This is a genomic window from Catalinimonas alkaloidigena (assembly GCF_029504655.1).
Lineage (GTDB): Bacteria > Bacteroidota > Bacteroidia > Cytophagales > Cyclobacteriaceae > Catalinimonas > Catalinimonas alkaloidigena.
This window is the reverse complement of the sequence record NZ_JAQFIL010000001.1, coordinates 2,323,432-2,341,785: the sequence shown is the minus strand read 5'-3', so window position 1 is coordinate 2,341,785 and position 18,354 is coordinate 2,323,432. Positions and strand designations below refer to the sequence as shown.

The following is an 18,354-nucleotide window of genomic DNA, read 5'->3' as shown; positions in this document are numbered from 1 at the left end:
TAAAAGAATAAGGGAATGGTTCCTGTGTGTCATTTTAGTTTTTGGTACTTACATAAAAAAACCGGAACGTATATGATCCGGTAAAATTCTGAAAATCAATATTGTGCCATAGCGAAGTAGAAGTGTTACCGTAACTTTTTCTTTTCTACCACAAAACCTTCAGCAAATACTTTGTACTGATCAAAGATTGACCTTACTGCCCCCTGAAGATAACGTTTGTCATTAAAGTATTGGTTACCGAAAACACCAGATGCATACCCTTGCCATATTGATTTTTTCCGCTCACGATCATAGATAAGCACTAAAAGTGTACCTTGTCGCAGGTTATATTTTACTGGATCCATGTCTTTGTCTATTGACTCTTCATATTCAATAAACATTTCTAAATCGGGCTGTTCATAACCTGTAAAGAATAAACTATCATAAAATATCTTATATGAAACCAGCAAACGTGGAGCTTCTTCTGAGTAATCATAACCCTGTAATTCCATCCTTGCTTTGATAGATTCTTCTATGATATGATTTTGGATGCTGGAATCCGGACCTGAGCTTCTGGTATCGAGAAAATTAAAAGTCTTATACTTTTTAAAATCTCCTTCATAACTGTAGTCAGATTCAACAGGAAACTCTTTATAACCCATGCAACTTGCTAAAAAGAGCAATGAGAGAATCGCAATAGAGAAAGTAGCCTTCATAGTTTAATAGATATAGATTATTCGCAGTTATTTAAATATAGTAATTAATTGTTATCATACTACATTGATATTACACAAATATCTATTGATATAAATGATATAAAGATCAAATTGTAGCCTTCCTGACAATCATGATGGATACTGCTCTCAGAACTATACATGAAGTTTGTTGATCAGGTTGCTTAGCAGGATTCTTTTCACAGAGCAGACTCACAAAGTTTAAAGGATGCTGAGTAAACTAGCAGAATACAAGAAAGTTTAACTATAACATATTTACTTCCCAGATCACGTATGAATATACTAAAAACCTGATAAAACGAGCCTGGGCAAATATGGCGTACTTACGAAGGGGGAATTCTACACTTCCCACCAACATACTTACGCCTGAAAAGGGCAGTGGCGTTAGTGCAGCTACAATGATGATAAAAGCACCATAGTGATATAAGTATTTTTCATACTTACCGAATACTTTTTTCTTAAAAAGCTTAAAAAACTGGGTATGCTCCAGGTACTTACCTATCAAAAAACCGATCACTCCGGCCAGAAAAGAAATCAATGTAAGGAGAATTACAACTTCAATATATGTATTAAGGTTGCTGCTTCTAAGCCCCCAAATCATAAATATTTCAGGGGGTATGATTCCAAAAAGCACCTCAGAAACAGTGTAAATAGCATATACCAAATAAGGCTCATCATATATGGGTTTGAGCCATAGTAAGTAATCTACATCCACATATTTTTTAATCACATAAAAGGCCCCCACCAATACTGTAAGCCAAATTATTCCCCTTACTAAATTTCGGGCTAGAAAAATAAACTTATCGCTATCCACTTTTCATTATAAGATAATCCAGGACAAAATCGCATTAATGATTGAGAGAACAATCCCAAAGATGAGTGCCCACCAGAAGTTTTTAATTTTTAGACCGGGAAGTATCGCATCCACCAGCATTAGCATGAGTGCGTTGATTACCAGTAAAAATAAGCCAAAGGTGATTATCGTAACCGGAATAGTAAGGAAAATCATAATAGGCTTGATGACTGCATTTACGATGGCCAGTACGACAGCAGTAAGAATAGCGCTCCAGAAACTTTTTACTTCAACGCCTTGAAGTAAGTAAGCAGCTAAAAATACCGCTACCGCATTCACAAGTAACTCTATAATCATAAGACTGAATGGTTAAAAAATAATCTGATCGGGTTGAATGTACATATAGAATTCACCATTACCTTCGGAAACTTCTTCCCAGCTACCTATATCAAAGTTCAGAATAATCATACCCCCTGCTACTATGCTTCCTATATTTTCGTTGCTGAGATATTCGGCCAAGTAGGAGATTGCAGGGTTGTGAGCAAGCAGTATGAGGTGATTACATGTACTTTGTTCTTCATTCACCACCTTGAGCAGGGTGCGCACAGAAGCATTATATAGATCATCTGAAAAATTAATTTTGTGCAATTCATATTTCAATTGCTCTGCCATAAGTTCTGCGGTAGCCTTAGCACGTTGAGCACTGCTGCTGATTACTGTATCGGGTAGTAAATTTTGTTCAAACAGGTATTTCCCTACACGGGGAGCGTCGCGATACCCTTTGGCAGTAAGATCTCTTTCTATATCTTTGATACCAGCTACTGCTTCAGCAGACTCGGCATGGCGCCCTAAAAACAATTTCTTAACCATTTGTAGAAGTATATGTTAATGAAAAAACAATTCCTTTTATTTGCAGCGAATATTGCAATGTGTTGTTTAAAAAGTAGTTAAAATGTAGTTTATCTCAATAATTATTTATTACGCCTGTTCGTACTTATTTCTAAACCGACCATAAAGTAAGCATAAGATGCCCAAGAACTTAGTAATCGTAGAATCACCGGCGAAAGCGAAAACCATAGAAGGATATTTAGGTAAAGATTATGTTGTCGCTTCAAGCTACGGACATATACGAGATCTGCCAAAAGATGATAAAGCTATTGACATCAATAATGGTTTCAAACCTACTTATACAGTTTCTTCTGATAAAAAAGAAGTTATCTCGCAGCTGAAAAAATTAGTAAAAGATTCTGATCTTATCTATCTGGCGAGTGATGATGACCGTGAAGGAGAAGCTATTTCATGGCACCTCAAAGAAGAGTTGAAGCTTAAAGACGAGAAAACACGCCGCATTGTCTTCAGAGAAATTACAAAAACCGCGATTTTAAATGCTATTCAGACCCCCAGGGGCATTGACCTAGACCTTGTCAATGCGCAACAGGCAAGACGAATCCTGGATCGTCTCGTAGGGTTTGAACTTTCTCCTGTACTCTGGAAAAAGATAAAGAGAGGCCTCTCTGCCGGGCGTGTACAGTCCGTGGCTGTAAGGCTTGTGGTAGAGCGTGAGCGTGAAATTACGGAGTTTGAGTCCAAATCTTCTTATAAAGTTAGCGCCGAATTTATCGTAGATAAAAACAGTATGCTTAAGGCTGAACTTCCCAAAAAATTTGATACTGAAGAGGAAGCACTAGCTTTTCTGGAAGCATGCCGTGATGCAGACTTCCACATTAAAAAGCTGGAGAAGAAACCTGTAAAAAAATCACCTTCTCCCCCATTTACTACTTCTACGCTTCAGCAAGAAGCTGCCCGTAAACTTGGATTCTCCGTTTCTCAAACCATGACGCTGGCACAGCGACTTTATGAGGCAGGTAAGATCAGCTATATGCGAACTGATTCTACTAATTTATCTGAGGAAGCATTACAGGGTGCCTCTAAAGAAATAAAAGCTACCTTCGGAGACGGTTATTTACACACACGTACTTTTAAAACCAAGTCAGATTCTGCTCAGGAAGCGCACGAAGCCATACGTCCCACGGACTTCTCAACCAATGAAGCCGGTAAAGACCGTAATGAGCAAAGGCTTTATGAACTGATCTGGAAAAGGGCTATCGCTTCTCAAATGGCTGAGGCTCAGATTGAGCGTACCTTAGTTACCATCGCGATTGATTATAAAAATCCTTCATCAGCCCAAGGCCTGCCGGATTCACTTTCTGCAACTGGTGAAGTGGTCAAGTTTGATGGTTTTTTGAAGGTTTACATAGAATCTACTGACGATGAAGAAAATGATGAGGACCGTAAAGGTATGCTTCCTCCCCTTACCGAAGGTCAGAAGCTAACACTTGATTTTATGAAGGCCAGACAGGGCTTTACGCGTCATCCTCCCCGCTATACGGAGGCTAGCCTCGTAAAAAAACTGGAAGAAATGAGCATAGGCAGACCCTCTACTTACGCACCTACTATCTCTACTGTTCAAAAGCGAGGCTATATCCTTAAAGAAGATCGTGCGGGTACAGAAAGAGAATACAAAGAGCTTACCCTGATCAAAAAGGGTGACAAAATAGACCAGCAGAAGCTTACCGAAATTACCGGTACGGAAAAGAAAAAGCTTTTTCCTACTGATATCGCGATGGTAGTCAATGATTTTCTGGTTGAATATTTTGACAATGTAATTGATTACTCTTTTACAGCTCGGGTAGAAAAAGAATTTGATGAAATTGCCCAGGGTAAAAAAGAGTGGGTACAGATGTTAGATGAATTTTATCAACGTTTCCATTCTAAAGTAGAAAGTTCTGAGCAGATAGACAGGTCTCAGGTTAAAAATGATCGTCTTCTGGGAGAAGACCCCAAAACAGGCTTACCAGTGATCGCACGCCTGGGAAAATTTGGCCCTATGGTCCAGTTGGGTGAAATGGATGCTGAAGAAAAACCAAAGTTCGCCAGTCTGAGAAAAGGTCAGTTTATTGAAACCATTACCCTGGAAGAGGCACTTGAATTATTCAAACTACCTAGAGAAGTTGGTGAGTTTGAAGGAGAGACCATAACGGCTAATATTGGTCGTTTTGGACCTTATGTACGGCACAAAAACCTATTTGCCTCTATACCAAAGGATGAAGATCCTATGGCTATAGATATTGATAGAGCTATTGAGCTGATTGAGGCCAAAAGAAAAGCGGATGCGGAAAAATACATCAAAGTTTTTGATGAAAATGAAGAAGTACAGGTACTTAAAGGCCGCTATGGCCCTTACATCAAGGTGGGTAAAAAGAACGTCAAAATTCCAAAAGACAAAGAGCCTTCAGAACTCACCCTGGAGGAGTGCCTGGAACTGGCAGAAAAAGCACCGGAAAAAAAAGGTAGAAGCAGGTCTAAGAAAAAATAATAGCGTTATCCCGACAGAAATTGTCGGGATTTTTTTTTTAGAATGCTGATGCAACCTCCTTGCTACATAATGCATCTCTTCTAAAACTACACTAATTATGCTTACTTTTTATCATTCGTTCTCATCCTTCGCCTTACTGCTAACTATGTTTTGTTCAGCGGAAGCTCGTACGCTGAAGCAGGTAATTGCAGTGCCCTTTTCCCAAGTCATCATTTCTGATGGCATAAACATCCAACTTTATCAAGGAAGCAGCCAGCAGCTTACAATTGATTATATTAATGTAAATCCAGAAGATATAATTGTTGAAGTAAAAGGAAAAAAGTTGAAAATTTACCTGAATGGGTGTAAAAATGGCTGTAAGTATAATCAATACCCAAATGCTGATGTACAGCTTATCCTAAGCTATAAGGAATTGGAGAAGCTTGTTGTGAAAGGCGATAATGAAGTGTATCATACAGGAGAGCTTGACAGAGAAAAATTCATATTAAAGTCTTACGGAGATAATCATATTAATTTTAAATCCATCTACGTGCAAAAGCTCAAAACCTCATTGTATGGTGATAACAATCTCACTATTGAGCGGGGCGAAGTAGATCAGATCAAACTTAAAGCATTCGGGGACCACAAAGTTTCATTACTCAGCCTTTCTTGCGCAAAGGGTAAAATACATGCGTTCGGCGATAACGTATTTGAGCTTAATATAAGTGATCAGCTCTTCTTAACCTCACTTGGCGATGCCAGTATTCGCTGTCAGGGAAACCCGTGGGTAGACAAAAAGCTAGTATTAGGAGATTTAAGCTTGCGTGTATATCAGTAACATTAGCTATGGCTAAGCTCTGCTTTTGCTGACTTTCTCCGCTGATATCTTCTGATGATAGGATAAGCAATAACAGATGCTAATATAATTCCCGTTCCGGCATAAAAACCAGGTGTCATCTGTTCTTTGTCACCCAGTAATATTAGTGCTAAGAGTATTCCGTACACAGGTTCCATATTGGTAGTCAGGTTAACCGCATAAGCCGATACATTTTTCATCAATCCAACAGAAGCTGAATAAGCATAAACGGTACAAAGCAGTGCAAGCACTGTCAGGTAAACCCAGTCCATTGCAGTGGGCTGCCAATACACCAGCCCGCCCTCACTTATGTATTTTGAATAAAAAGGCAGAAATAATAAAGTGAACAAAAATGCTCCTCCCATCTCATAAAAAGTGATGGTGTAGTGATAATACTGCTTGGTAAACTTACTATTGATCACTGTAAAAAGAGAAGCTAAGAAGGCTGAGGCAACTGCCATAATAAGCCCTAATGCATGATTAAATTCAAAGCTGAAAATGAGATACAGTCCAAATATGACCATGAGACCTAAACCAACTTCATAAAGCTTTATTTTTTTGCGGTAAAAGAAGGGTTCAATAAAACTTGTCCAGAGGGAGCTAGTAGCCATGCCTGCCAGACATACAGAAGCTGTGGAAACCCGGGCTGAACCAAAAAATAATATCCAATGAGCACCAATAAGACAGCCGGTTAGCATGATTTGAATCATGGCTCTGTTCTCCAGTTGTAATGGCTTTCTCCAAAGAAGCAATAAAACAGCCAAAGCGACTGTGGCTAATAATGTACGATACAATACGATTTCTACTGCAGGTATCGTAATAAACAGTCCTAGTATAGCCGTAAAACCCCAAATCAACACTACAAAATGGAGATGGATATAATGTTTTACCTGTCCAGCCATTAACGAGGTACAAATTTATAAAGTATCACCCCAACACCTGTAAAAATGATATTGGGAATCCATACCGCTATGATGGGATTCATAGAATTTGCTTCTGCAATACTTCGGGAAAAAATGAAGAAGATGATAAACAGAAAAGCAATACCAAAACCCAAAGCTATTTGAAAACCTGAGCCACCTCTGGCTTTTTTAGCAGACATAATAACGCCAATGAAAGTCAATATGATAGCGGTAAAGGGTGACATGTAACGAATATACTTTTCCACCCGATACAGTGGAATATCGTTAGCCCCTCTTTCTTTTAATATCTCAATGTGGCTGTTCAGCTCAGGTAAGGTTAAGGTTTCGTACATTCCATAGGTACTTCCAAAGTCTTTTGGATGGATGTTAAGTGTTGTATCCATTTCATCTCCAGTATTGATAGACTCATCCATGCCATTAAATACATGCTTTTTCCATTGTCTCAATCTCCACTTAGAGGTAGCGGAATCCCATTCTATTCTTCTGGCAGTAATCTTTTCCAGCATCTGATTCCCTTCAATTTTCTCTAAAGTAAATCGGTAGCCAACGTCAGCATTGTTATTATAACTCTCCATATACGCGTATGCCTCAGGAGATATTTTCATATGGATGTTACGCTCACTGTAGTCAAATGGACTTTTAACATATTTAAGTTCAAAAGCGATCCTGTCCTTATTAGCATTGGGGATCACCCAGCCATTTAGCCAAAAGCTTATTGCTGCAATAAATAATGCACCGATCATATAGGGAACAAGCATTCTTCGAAAGCTCACACCACTACTCAGTATTGCAATAATTTCTGTATTGCCGGCAAGTTTAGAAGTAACAAAAACAACAGCAATAAATACTGTAATGGGAGTGATGAGACTAGCTACATAGGGTATAAAATCAACATAATAAGCCATGATTTGCATGGCATTCAGTTGATGCTCCATAAAGTCATCATTCTTCTCAGTATAGTCTATCACACTGACTACTGCGACCAGTAGTAAGACGACAAAGAAGAAAGTGCCTAAGAACTTCTTGATAATATATACGTCTAGTATCTTCATGTACTTATAAGCACGTCAAAGTCTGGTCATTAGTTTGTTTACCATACTATTTTTCCAAATGGAAAAATCACCAGCCTGAATATGTTCTCTTGCCTGACGAACCAGCCAGAGATAGAAAGTAAGATTGTGAACACTCGCAATCTGCGCTCCTAATATTTCTTTTGAATGAATGAGATGCCTTAGGTAAGCTTTGGAATAATGTGTACTTACATACCCACCTAATGCTGCGTCAATAGGAGTAAGTTCATCTTTCCATTTTTCGTTCCTGATATTAATAATTCCCTGGGTAGTAAACAACATACCATTGCGGGCATTTCTGGTAGGCATTACACAGTCAAACATATCCACTCCCTGGGCAATAGATTCGAGAATATTTGCCGGTGTACCCACACCCATAAGATAACGCGGCTTATCCGTTGGTAATATATCACAAACCAGTTCTGTCATTTCATACATCATTTCAGCTGGTTCACCCACTGCTAATCCTCCAATAGCATAGCCATCTCTCTCACAACCCGCAACAAACTCTGCTGACTCCTTGCGAAGATCTCTATAGACACTTCCCTGTACGATTGGAAAGAGTGTCTGTTCAAAACCGTACTTGGCTTCAGTAGCATCAAAACGCGCACAACAGCGCTTGAGCCAGCGGTGCGTCATGGCCAGGGATGATTTTGCGTACTCATATTCGCAGGGATAAGGCGTGCATTCATCAAATGCCATGATAATGTCTGCGCCTATGCTTCGCTGTATATCCATCACACTTTCAGGCGTAAAAAAATGCTTTGAACCGTCTATATGAGACTGAAAAGTAACTCCCTTTTCTTCAATTTTACGGTTTTCTGCCAACGAATACACCTGATAACCGCCACTGTCGGTCAGTATGGGGCCATCCCAGCCATTAAATTTATGCAGACCACCTGCATTCTCGAGCAGTTGAAGGCCAGGTCTAAGATATAAGTGATATGTATTAGCAAGAATAATGTCCGCATTGATATCCTCTTTCAGCTCTCTCTGATGTACCGCTTTCACGGTTCCTGCCGTTCCTACAGGCATAAAAATAGGTGTATGTATTAACCCGTGATCAGTATACAGTACCCCTGCCCTTGCCTTGGACTTCTGATCATTTACTTGTAATTCAAATTTCATATTCTACTAGGCTGTATGTTTTAGCGAAACCATCTCTTTTTCAGCTTTACTTATTTTTTGTTTATACCAGATATTAAGAATTACTCCTCCCACTACGAGCATCATTCCCAGATAGGTGTAAATATTAAAAGTTTCACCAAAGAAAATATAGCCAAAGCATAAAGCATAGATAATATTTAAGTACTTAAGGCTCGCTACTTTGTTAATTTCCTCCTCCTGAAAAGATTTGGTCAGGAAATACTGAGCAAACTGGGTGAGTAATCCAATACCCAGTAGCGTAAGCCACTCAATACCTTGTGGCATTACCCAGTTCCAGGCTGAATAAGCACCTGTGATAGGCACTGTGACCAGAGGAAAGTACATGACGATCACTAGCGGATGTTCGCTTTTTTTCAGTTTGCGTATGATGGTGTAAGCCATTCCTGCCCCTAAAGCAGCCATAATCCCCATCAGGATATGTATGATTTCTACCCTGGCATCAAAACCATTCACGATCAAAATTCCGCAGAAAGACAGGACAAAGAAAATGCCCTGCCAGAACCTGAATCGTTCACCTAATATGAGAACTCCCAATATCGCCGTCACTATTGGTGCTAAAAACTGAAGAGTAACCGCGGTAGCCAGTGGTATTTGCTGTATGATTACAAAGTACAATACCAAGCCTACTGCTCCAGAGGCCCCCCTGGCAATCAAAAGTGGTTTATTATTTCCCCAGATATGAATACCTTTTGCTTTAAGTATACTGTAGCTCAGAACAAGTGATATTACAGATCGAAAAAAAACTACTTCCACTGCCGGTATTTGTGTCACCCATTTGACTAACACATTCATACAGGCAAAAAGGAAAGTAGCGAGCAACATGTACTTAACCCCCTTACTTATTTGCATCTTATTCTTGAATCGCTGATGTTATCAACATGCTATTAATAAATAAAAAAAGACACTAAGAGTTTAGCGCCTTTGGTAAACCTTTTCAAAACATGGAACTGTTTACGATAATTCGTATATGGAAATTTTAAAGTCTTAACTGATTTGAATCGGTTTGTGTTGCTTTCGCTGATTGAATAACAACTCTTTATCATCAGCGTCGGCTTTAATAGGTACCTGAAAGTAGAACCTGCTCCACGCTCCTAATTCGCTCTCCACATGAATCTGACCGCCATGGGCATCTACCACTTCTTTGGAGATGGCTAATCCCAACCCTAAGCCATGCTTATTTTTCTTTCCGTTAGTGTTTAACTGCACAAATTTGTTGAAAACTCTTTTTAGGTTTTCTTTAGAAATGCCGGGACCATAGTCTTTCACTGAAAATTCTACCATGCCATCTACTTTTCTGGCTTCTAAAATTATTTTGCCCCCTTCAGGAGAGTAGCGAAGTGAATTGGTCATTAAATTAATGAGTACCCAGGATATCTTTTCAGGATCAATACAAATATCCGGCAGACTCTCATCTATTTTCTTAACGATCAGCACATCTTTCTGCTTGAATTTTACCTCAACAGGTGCAACCGCATACTCCATCAAAATTGAAGGATTGATCAGTTCTTTTTCTAAAGTGATACGCCCATTTTCAACTTTTGAGAGATCTAGTAATTCTGTGACCATATTTACCAGTCGCTGTACCTCTCGCTTCATTGAATTTACTGTTTTACTCTGTTCTTCATTTAGCGCACCAAAACGAGTATTGCTTAACAACATCAAACTCATATTCAGTGCTGAAAGAGGCGTCTTAAGCTCATGAGATACTACCGCAATGAAATTTGACTTTGCTTCATCTGATTCTTTGAATGAAGTTATGTCTTTGAGCGTAATAATATGACCGAGAAATTTTCTGACAGAGGTGTCTTTACTATAGACTTTGTAAATCTCCTTGGTAAAGAATGCATTCTTACCATCTTCTTTATGGATTTTTAAAAAGCTGTGAGTCTCTTGTATGGACGCCGGCTTATAATCTTTTTTGCTGAGAGAAGCTTCAAGCTCCTGCAATACATCATTCTCCTCGGCAAGCTCCCACAATTTTTTTCCAATCAGCTCACTTTCTTCCATATCAATGAGACTTGAGCTTGTCTCATTTACTAAAATAATCTCCTCCTGCTCATCAAGAATAATCAGTCCATCATTCATACTTCTGATGATAGATTCCATCCTACTTTTCTGAATCTGTACTTCCTCAATGTTTAGCTTTTCAAATTCCTGTAAACGAACTGACATATCATTGAATGCTAGCGCAAGGTCCCCTAACTCACTGCTTGAATCAACTTTTATTTCCTGCTGATACTCACCCTGAGAAATACGTTTGATCTTTTCAGTAATCTTAGTTAATGGCTTTACAATCTCATGAGGTACTTTATACACTGTCCATCCAACAATCATTAATACTAAAACCATGATCAGAAAAACATAGATCTTGGACCTGAAATACAACGCCTGAGCATAATCGTCTTTTGCACTTAAATCTTTATGATTGAGCGTAACCAGCTCAACACAGTTCTCTCTGATTACTTCATTGAGCCTTTGAAGCACAGTAAAATAAAGCCCCACCCTGTCAACTGTTGTCTTAAAATCGTTAACATGATGAATATAACTGGCATACTCATCTTCCATTTGACTTACAAGCATAACTTCTTTTTGGTTTGAAGCATTCTGCCGGCAAATGGCCAGATTATTATTAAGAATTTGTTTTTCCTTATCTAGGATAGTGATCAGAGAAGAATCGTTATAATTTTGGCCAAGGCAAACTTTTGTCAAGATCTGATCCATTTTGGACAAAGAGATTAATATCTGCTCAGATGCCTTGACTGATCTGTAATTATCTTCCAGAATTTTAGTAGAAGCAGTCCCCAGATTACCCAGATAATATATGGTTACCACTGCTAAGATTAGTGTCAAAAAGAGCACAAGGAGAAATCCCGAAAAGATTTGGGTTCTTATTTTCATCTTCTGATAAAAAGAAGTCAGCGCAACAATTTTTTGCAAAATGCTTTTTCCAGAAGAACTCACAATAATTAGACGAATGGTTAAAATTTAGGAAAAAGTGATAATAGCAGAAGGTAAGCTTGTCATAATGAAAAAAAATCCTCATTATGAAACATCATTACCCCACATTATACTCTTTAAGCTTACGATAAAGGGTGGCCAGACCAATGTCTAGTCTTTTCGCTGCTTCAGATTTATTCCCGTTTACCATAGTTAATACCCGCAGAATATGTTCTTGCTCTACTGTCTTCAAATCAATATTGTCACCTGAGGGTTCAGATTCATAGGTAGAATATGCATTTTCTTCATGCATCACTTCATTCTTTGGACTCTGAATTTCTTGGTGAGAAGCAGCCAAAACTTCATTTGGCAGCGTATCTACAGTAAGTTCACGTCCATCAGAAAGTATTACAGCTCTCTCAATGACATTTTTTAGTTCTCTTACGTTGCCAGGCCAGTGATAACGCCTGAGGTAATACATGAATTCAGGCTCAATTTTTATAATTTCTTTATTCACCTGTTCAGCATAAGCTTTTAAAAAGTGAAAAGCAATCAGCTCCAAATCCTCAGGACGCTGTCTTAAAGGGGGTAATTCAATCGCAAAAGTACTTAGCCTGTAATAAAGATCTCTGCGAAACTCACTGTTATTCTCATCCAGTAAATCCCTATTGGTAGCCGCAATGATCCTGATATCCACAGGTATAGGATTGGTGTCTCCTACTCTGTTAAATGTTTTATTCTCTAGTGCACGAAGTAACTTAGCCTGAAGTTCCTGACTCATCTCTCCGAGTTCATCTAAGAAGATGGTTCCACGGTCAGCTACTTCAAAGTAACCTTTCTTATCCATGGTAGCACCTGTAAACGCACCTTTTTTATGGCCAAACAGCTCAGACTCCTGTAAATCTTTAGGAATAGCCGCACAGTTAATTGTCACAAACGGCCCCTTACGCCTCCGGCTTGCAAGATGAATAGCTTCTGCGAGTAACTCTTTTCCTGTACCGGTTTCACCAAGTAAAAGCACTGTCGTATCAGTAACAGCGACTTTCTTAGCAAGCTCAATCATTTTTTTAACAGGGCGGGATTTTCCTATGATTTTCTTAAAGCTTGAACGAGAATCGGTTCTAAAATCCATTTCCTGTACCTGACGGTGTAGAATAGATTTCTCTATCGCTTTCTTGGCAATCAAGGGTAGCATATCGTCACCATCACCTTTAGTGAGGTAATCGAAAGCACCTAGCTTCATGGCTTTTACCCCATCTTTCACATTACCAAAAGCAGTAAGCACTACCACTTCAGTAAGCGGATATTCTTTTTTGATATATTTTGTAAATTCTATTCCATTAATGTCCGGTAGCATTACATCGGTCACTACCAAATGTATTGTCTCAGAAAGCAAAATGTCTTTTGCTGTAGTTACATCACCTGCTTCAAGTATTTTAAAACCCTCAAGACTTAAAATTTTAGAAAGCAACCCCCTTAAATTCTCTTCATCTTCAACTACCAAAATTGACTTTCCCATAGTATCCATAAGTCACACTTTAAGTATTTTACAGCTCCAAATTTACACCTTAATATATCTATGAAAAATGATATACAATATATTTAAGCTTTTTTATTAAAATAGTTTGCAAATTGGTGATTTTCAAAGTTTTTATTGATTTATTGTAAGCAGCAATTCTATTTTGGGATTATATTATTTATTAGATTAATTATATTTATAGAGGTTTTACTATTGAACCATTTTTCTCACCTAGCAGACATACATTTAATAATGCCGATTCAACCTAATTCAGACGGGCTATGGCAAATTATGCTTGAATCGTAAATTCGCTTTAAAATTAGTTACCAAAACTTACTATTCTAGCATGTACTTTTTTCCGTATACTTCTAATATTTACTGATCTAAATATTACAATTTTTGGCGAGTATTAACGATAAAACTTGCCTGATCTTATCCAGCAAAAAATATAATATTTTCTCTTTGAATTATTTTTGGATTCTTATGAAATGTAAGAGGAATAATACAAGTTAGGTGACTTTTCGCAGCCATGCGTAATGCCAACCTGAACGGATACAGGACAAATTAATAAGCCTAAAATCACTTCTCCTGGAAGATTTTTATGCTATACAGCTACAAATAGAAAAAACTCACAACAATGTGGCTTACGATTATTCCGTAAAAATCACCCCATCTTTGATTTCAAATTTTTCATCTGCCATATCAGCAAGTTCTTCATTATGAGTTACGATGACAAAAGTTTGACCTATTTCATCCCGGAGACGAAAGAAAAGCTGGTGAAGTTCTTCAGCCGTATGGGAGTCAAGGTTGCCACTAGGTTCATCAGCAAAAACTACTGCTGGATTGTTCATCAAGGCACGTGCAACTGCCGTACGTTGCTGCTCACCTCCCGACATCTCATTGGGTTTATGATCAAGCCTTTCTTTAAGCCCCAGAAGATTCAACAGCTCTCTGCCCCTACTTACTATTTCACGATCACTTTTTTTTCCTGCCAGATATCCAGGTATACAAACATTTTCTAAAGCAGTAAACTCAGGCATTAGATTATGAAATTGAAATATAAAACCAATATTCTGGTTTCTGTATAATGCTAAATCATTACCCTTAAGCTTAGATAACTCAATATCTCCCAGCCATACTCTGCCTTCGTCCGGTTTATCCAATGTACCTAGTATATGCAATAAAGTGCTCTTCCCCGCACCTGAAGCACCAACGATAGATACTATCCTTCCCTGATCAATGACTAAATCTATTGATTTTAGTACTTTAAGTTTACCGTAACTTTTTACAATGCGTTCTGCCTTAAGCATGATTGGTCAAGCGTTTACTTTCAAACTGAATACACAAATTAATTAAAGCTGGAAATTAAGTTAATTATTGTCGTAATACCCAAAGTTCATTTTTTAAGCTAAAGAATGTGTCATTAGCTATTTATTTTTGAGTATAAAACTAAAATTTGATAGATTCGTGAAAAATTTCCAAGCATGAATATACACGAATATCAAGCCAAAAACATACTCAAGCAGTATGGGGTGCAAGTACAAGAAGGCATCGTAGTAGATAAGTTAGAACAAACTAAAGAAGCTGCTAAGCGATTGCAGGACGAAACAGGCACCAATTTTTTTGTTGTAAAAGCACAAATACACGCAGGTGGTCGTGGCAAAGGAGCTGTGAAAGAAACCGGCTCTAAAGGTGTGGTAGTGAGCAAGTTAGATAGTGTTGAAGAGAAAGTGAAAGATATCCTGGGAGGTACTCTAGAAACCATTCAAACTGGTCCGGCAGGAAAAAAAGTAAATAAAGTACTGGTTGCGCAGGATGTTTATTATCCTTCCCCTGATGATCCCAGTATCAAAGAATACTACCTAAGCATTACACTAGACCGTGCCAAAGGAAGTAATGTCATCATTGCTTCAACAGAAGGTGGTGTAGAAATAGAAGAGGTAGCTGAAAAAAATCCTGATGCAATAATCAAAGAATGGATTGACCCGGCCATAGGCCTTCAACCCTTCCAGGCAAGAAAAGTAGCTTTTGCGCTAGGCCTTGAGGGAAAAGCACTGAAAGAAATGGTAAAATTCATCAATGCCCTTTATAAAGCCTATATGGGTATGGATGCATCTATGTTTGAGATTAATCCGGTATTAAAAACCTCTGACGATAAAATATTAGCCGTAGATGCCAAAGTAAACCTTGATGATAATGCACTTTATCGGCATTCTGACCTGGCAGAACTCAGAGATATTTCTGAAGAGGATGAATTAGAGGTAGAAGCCAGTAAATCAGGACTTAATTATATCAAGCTGGATGGTAATGTAGGTTGTATGGTAAATGGTGCAGGACTGGCCATGGCCACTATGGATATTATCAAACTTTCGGGTGGTGAACCTGCTAACTTCCTGGATGTTGGGGGTGGAGCAAATGCCCAGACAGTTGAAGCAGGTTTTCGTATTAATTTTGAAAGATCCTAATGTGAAAGCCATCTTAATCAACATTTTTGGTGGTATCGTTCGTTGTGACCGTGTAGCCAATGGCGTGGTAGAAGCCTATAAAAATATAGGAAATATAGAGGTGCCCATAATTGTACGCCTGCAAGGTACCAATGCTGAGGAAGGGGCTAAAATTATTGAAGAGTCAGGCCTTAAAGTTAAGTCAGCCATTCTGCTTAAAGATGCCGCGGATAAAGTGAAGGAAGTACTGAACTGATAAATTTGAAGTTTACTTGCATAAAAAACCCTCTGTATGCCAAATACAAAGGGTTTTGTACTTTACAATAAAGTTTTACTCACTAAAAGTAACTTCAATGGTGCGGTCAATTCCGTCGGCGATTAATGTTATGGTGCGATCACATATGCCATCTCCGTAGTCAAGTTCCAATGTTCTTTTGCCCGGGCGTGTTATCGTTTTTTTACCAGCACTAGCCATAAAAATGCCCTCCAAGGCACATTCTGATTGATAGATTAATGGAGTAGAAATTGTGGAAATGTAGCTTACCCCCTTGCGATTAACTCCTTCAGCACTACCCGTAAGGCTAATTTCTCCGGCCTCCCGGTCAATCTGCTTAGTATAAGTGGCGTTTCTGGTAATTACGCTTCCATCAGGCAGAATAATCTTACCATTTTCAAGTGTGATGGTCGCTGTAATTTTTTGCGCAGCATTGGTGGAGAATACAATTATCCTTGTTCCTACTAGTTGATAATCATTAACATAAAAATCTTCAAAAGTTGTACTTACCGTATAACTTGCCGCTTGCACATTAATAGAACGATTAATGATAATTTTTCCACTTCTGACTCTACCCTGAGAATCCACACACCCCTCATCAAAAGTCAGCGTAACCAATTGGGATAAGCTTTTATTATCATTCGCTACAGTTCTGCTTAAACAAGCCAAAGAAAATAATGAACTATTATTGACTCTAGCATTTTCAGAATAGGTGGCAGCTTCCATACTGATATCATCCATATCTTGAAAAAGGTCGTCAGCAAGAGCTTCATCGTAGATCAGTTGTTCAGATTGAGCATCTTCATTATCTGAAACAGAATCTTCCTCACTGCAGGAATACATTGGAAATAATAAGACCAAAGCCAAAATACTCAGCTGGCTGGTCATACAGAAACGAGATAAATTCAACTTCATAAGCATTGATATTAAAATTGGGTACTATTCTGAAGCTTGCGCTATCCACGCAAAATCATAACTAATTATATAAATAGTACCAAAAACAATACCGATAATACGAAGTGTCTGCTTATTGAATATGTATGAGTATGATCAAGAGGCGTAATTCAGAAAAGGTTGCCACTCTTTACGCATAGCTCCGGAATAATCACGGAGGAACATGATGTAGGTTGGCTTATGTGGTTTTTTGAGCAGTTTGAGTCCCGCTGCTTCTGGGGAACGATCTCCTTTGTTGGTATTACATCTGCGACAGGCGGTTACCAGGTTACCCCAACTTGTCTGGCCACCCTTAGAACGAGGTACTACATGATCTAAAGTCAGATTTTTAGTAGTACCACAGTATTGGCAACTAAAACGATCTCTTCTGAAAATGTTTTGGCGCGTGAGCACAACACCTCTATAAGGAATACGAACATATCTATAGAGCCGGATTACGGCGGGCATAGGAAATGACTGATCTACGGTATGCAGCAAATCGTTTTCCACTTCAGTTAAAAGTTCAGCTTTGTTTAAAAATACAAGAATAAAGGCACGCTCCATTGAGCAAATGGCTAAGGGGCTATAATCCTGATTCAGGAGTAACACTGTACGATTCATTGAACTCAGTTTTGTTAAAAGCTTTATATTAACTTTGTAATGATAGTACGACCTTTATTCTCACATAATATATCTACTAAATCTTCATCCGGTCTAACTCCCGTTTCACATCTTTCTTTTTAATATCTTCTCGCTTATCGTAGAGTTTTTTACCTTTTGCTAAAGCAATTTCAAGCTTGGCAAGCCCTCTGTCATTGATAAACAGACGGGTTGGCACCAGCGTCAGGCCTTTTTCATTAGTCTTGGACTCTATTTTATCCAGTTCCTTTTTTTTAAGTAATAATTTTCTTTCACGATCAGCTTCATGATTATAATGCGTTCCCTGTTTGTAGGGTGTAATGTGCATTTGTTTCACAAAAAGCTCCCCCTTCTTCATATAACAATATCCCTCCTGAAGATTTACTTTTCCTTCTCGGATAGACTTTATTTCTGTTCCTGTCAACTGTATTCCTGCTACATATTTGTCCAGAAAATGATACTCGTAACGTGCTTTACGATTATTAATATTTATCTTATTTGAAAATCGTTGTTTATCGTTTTGTGCCATACACTATCTTATCAATCTTTTAATATAACAATAACTTTTTTAAAATAAATTTGAAATTCATAAGATTCAAACAATCCTCCTAAGCTAAGACTTTATTCAAAGATTTACATCCCTTACTCATGTTATTGGGTTGAGCTTACATTAAGCAAATAGTCTCAGCGCGGCAATAATCTTAAATACTGAAAGAATAACATATATTGTA

16 protein-coding genes and 1 pseudogene are annotated in these 18,354 nt (G+C 38.3%); 3 read left to right on the top strand and 14 right to left on the bottom strand.

From position 1 onward, the window contains the following. Nucleotides 1–125 precede the first annotated feature (125 nt). The 4 genes from OKW21_RS09615 to OKW21_RS09600 all read right to left on the bottom strand — a co-directional run bounded on the left by OKW21_RS09615 (nt 126) and on the right by OKW21_RS09600 (nt 2,376). Nucleotides 126–695, bottom strand: a complete 570-nt coding sequence (locus OKW21_RS09615; RefSeq protein WP_277479205.1) for a DUF4136 domain-containing protein — start codon at nt 693–695, stop codon at nt 126–128. A gap of 262 nt (nt 696–957) precedes the next feature. Then, nucleotides 958–1,428 (bottom strand): VTT domain-containing protein, encoded by a 471-nt coding sequence (locus OKW21_RS09610; protein ID WP_277479204.1) that lies wholly within the window; start codon nt 1,426–1,428, stop codon nt 958–960. A 105-nt stretch (nt 1,429–1,533) separates the two neighbouring features. Next, nucleotides 1,534–1,863: a phage holin family protein gene (locus tag OKW21_RS09605; protein ID WP_277479203.1), complete on the bottom strand. Its 330-nt coding sequence runs from the start codon at nt 1,861–1,863 to the stop codon at nt 1,534–1,536. Nucleotides 1,864–1,875: 12 nt separating this feature from the next. Then, nucleotides 1,876–2,376 carry a SixA phosphatase family protein gene (locus tag OKW21_RS09600; RefSeq protein WP_277479202.1) on the bottom strand — a complete coding sequence of 167 codons (501 nt, stop codon included), beginning with the start codon at nt 2,374–2,376 and terminating at the stop codon, nt 1,876–1,878. 157 nt (nt 2,377–2,533) lie between these two features. Between OKW21_RS09600 and topA the strand changes: the two genes are divergently transcribed. Together topA and OKW21_RS09590 are read left to right on the top strand one after the other, a co-directional pair. Continuing rightward, nucleotides 2,534–4,882, top strand: a complete 2,349-nt coding sequence (topA, locus tag OKW21_RS09595) for a type I DNA topoisomerase (protein WP_277479201.1) — start codon at nt 2,534–2,536, stop codon at nt 4,880–4,882. Between the two features lie 97 nt (nt 4,883–4,979). Further along, nucleotides 4,980–5,699 (top strand): GIN domain-containing protein, encoded by a 720-nt coding sequence (locus OKW21_RS09590; RefSeq protein ID WP_277479200.1) that lies wholly within the window; start codon nt 4,980–4,982, stop codon nt 5,697–5,699. Nucleotides 5,700–5,701: 2 nt separating this feature from the next. Here OKW21_RS09590 and OKW21_RS09585 read toward each other — a convergent pair whose 3' ends face one another. The 7 genes from OKW21_RS09585 to OKW21_RS09555 all read right to left on the bottom strand — a co-directional run bounded on the left by OKW21_RS09585 (nt 5,702) and on the right by OKW21_RS09555 (nt 14,643). Beyond that, a complete protein-coding gene (locus tag OKW21_RS09585) occupies nt 5,702–6,619 on the bottom strand; it encodes a DMT family transporter (protein ID WP_277479199.1) in 918 nt (305 codons plus the stop codon). Next, on the bottom strand, nt 6,619–7,692 hold the full coding sequence (locus OKW21_RS09580; protein WP_277479198.1) for an LptF/LptG family permease: 1,074 nt from the start codon (nt 7,690–7,692) through the stop codon (nt 6,619–6,621). Before OKW21_RS09580 ends, OKW21_RS09585 begins: the two co-directional genes overlap by 1 nt. Before the next feature lie 15 nt (nt 7,693–7,707). Further along, nucleotides 7,708–8,838, bottom strand: a complete 1,131-nt coding sequence (gene tgt / locus OKW21_RS09575) for a tRNA guanosine(34) transglycosylase Tgt (protein ID WP_277479197.1) — start codon at nt 8,836–8,838, stop codon at nt 7,708–7,710. Between the two features lie 6 nt (nt 8,839–8,844). After that, the gene (locus tag OKW21_RS09570; protein ID WP_277479196.1) at nt 8,845–9,726 is read right to left on the bottom strand and encodes a DMT family transporter; all 882 of its coding nucleotides are present in this window, start codon (nt 9,724–9,726) and stop codon (nt 8,845–8,847) included. Between the two features lie 135 nt (nt 9,727–9,861). Next, entirely contained in the window at nt 9,862–11,709 is a 1,848-nt protein-coding gene (locus tag OKW21_RS09565) for a sensor histidine kinase (protein ID WP_277479195.1), read from the bottom strand. Nucleotides 11,710–11,932: 223 nt separating this feature from the next. Then, a complete protein-coding gene (locus OKW21_RS09560; RefSeq protein ID WP_338130038.1) occupies nt 11,933–13,342 on the bottom strand; it encodes a sigma-54-dependent transcriptional regulator in 1,410 nt (469 codons plus the stop codon). Nucleotides 13,343–13,983: 641 nt separating this feature from the next. Further along, nucleotides 13,984–14,643 carry an ABC transporter ATP-binding protein gene (locus OKW21_RS09555; protein ID WP_277479194.1) on the bottom strand — a complete coding sequence of 220 codons (660 nt, stop codon included), beginning with the start codon at nt 14,641–14,643 and terminating at the stop codon, nt 13,984–13,986. 174 nt (nt 14,644–14,817) lie between these two features. Here OKW21_RS09555 and sucC point away from each other — a divergent pair. Continuing rightward, nucleotides 14,818–16,033 (top strand): annotated as a pseudogene (gene sucC, locus OKW21_RS09550) (ADP-forming succinate--CoA ligase subunit beta). Between the two features lie 75 nt (nt 16,034–16,108). On the opposite strand, the gene OKW21_RS09545 reads toward sucC, so the two are convergent. The 3 genes from OKW21_RS09545 to smpB form a co-directional block, all read right to left on the bottom strand. Next, nucleotides 16,109–16,966, bottom strand: coding sequence for a hypothetical protein (locus OKW21_RS09545; RefSeq protein WP_277479193.1), 858 nt, complete (start codon nt 16,964–16,966; stop codon nt 16,109–16,111). Between the two features lie 135 nt (nt 16,967–17,101). After that, complete coding sequence (locus tag OKW21_RS09540) at nt 17,102–17,605, bottom strand: HNH endonuclease (RefSeq protein ID WP_277479192.1); 504 nt, start codon at nt 17,603–17,605, stop codon at nt 17,102–17,104. Between the two features lie 76 nt (nt 17,606–17,681). Then, nucleotides 17,682–18,152 carry an SsrA-binding protein SmpB gene (gene smpB, locus OKW21_RS09535; protein ID WP_277479191.1) on the bottom strand — a complete coding sequence of 157 codons (471 nt, stop codon included), beginning with the start codon at nt 18,150–18,152 and terminating at the stop codon, nt 17,682–17,684. Nucleotides 18,153–18,354 lie beyond the last annotated feature (202 nt).

Excerpts from the sequence above, each read along its gene's own strand:
- OKW21_RS09615 (WP_277479205.1), bottom strand. The coding sequence starts at position 695 with ATGAAGGCTACTTTCTCTATTGCGATTCTCTCATTGCTCTTTTTAGCA.
- OKW21_RS09605 (WP_277479203.1), bottom strand. The coding sequence starts at position 1,863 with ATGATTATAGAGTTACTTGTGAATGCGGTAGCGGTATTTTTAGCTGCT.
- OKW21_RS09600 (WP_277479202.1), bottom strand. The coding sequence starts at position 2,376 with ATGGTTAAGAAATTGTTTTTAGGGCGCCATGCCGAGTCTGCTGAAGCA.
- topA (WP_277479201.1), top strand. The coding sequence starts at position 2,534 with ATGCCCAAGAACTTAGTAATCGTAGAATCACCGGCGAAAGCGAAAACC.
- OKW21_RS09590 (WP_277479200.1), top strand. The coding sequence starts at position 4,980 with ATGCTTACTTTTTATCATTCGTTCTCATCCTTCGCCTTACTGCTAACT.
- OKW21_RS09585 (WP_277479199.1), bottom strand. The coding sequence starts at position 6,619 with ATGGCTGGACAGGTAAAACATTATATCCATCTCCATTTTGTAGTGTTG.
- OKW21_RS09580 (WP_277479198.1), bottom strand. The coding sequence starts at position 7,692 with ATGAAGATACTAGACGTATATATTATCAAGAAGTTCTTAGGCACTTTC.
- tgt (WP_277479197.1), bottom strand. The coding sequence starts at position 8,838 with ATGAAATTTGAATTACAAGTAAATGATCAGAAGTCCAAGGCAAGGGCA.
- OKW21_RS09570 (WP_277479196.1), bottom strand. The coding sequence starts at position 9,726 with ATGCAAATAAGTAAGGGGGTTAAGTACATGTTGCTCGCTACTTTCCTT.
- OKW21_RS09560 (WP_338130038.1), bottom strand. The coding sequence starts at position 13,342 with ATGGATACTATGGGAAAGTCAATTTTGGTAGTTGAAGATGAAGAGAAT.
- OKW21_RS09555 (WP_277479194.1), bottom strand. The coding sequence starts at position 14,643 with ATGCTTAAGGCAGAACGCATTGTAAAAAGTTACGGTAAACTTAAAGTA.
- OKW21_RS09545 (WP_277479193.1), bottom strand. The coding sequence starts at position 16,966 with ATGAAGTTGAATTTATCTCGTTTCTGTATGACCAGCCAGCTGAGTATT.
- OKW21_RS09540 (WP_277479192.1), bottom strand. The coding sequence starts at position 17,605 with ATGAATCGTACAGTGTTACTCCTGAATCAGGATTATAGCCCCTTAGCC.
- smpB (WP_277479191.1), bottom strand. The coding sequence starts at position 18,152 with ATGGCACAAAACGATAAACAACGATTTTCAAATAAGATAAATATTAAT.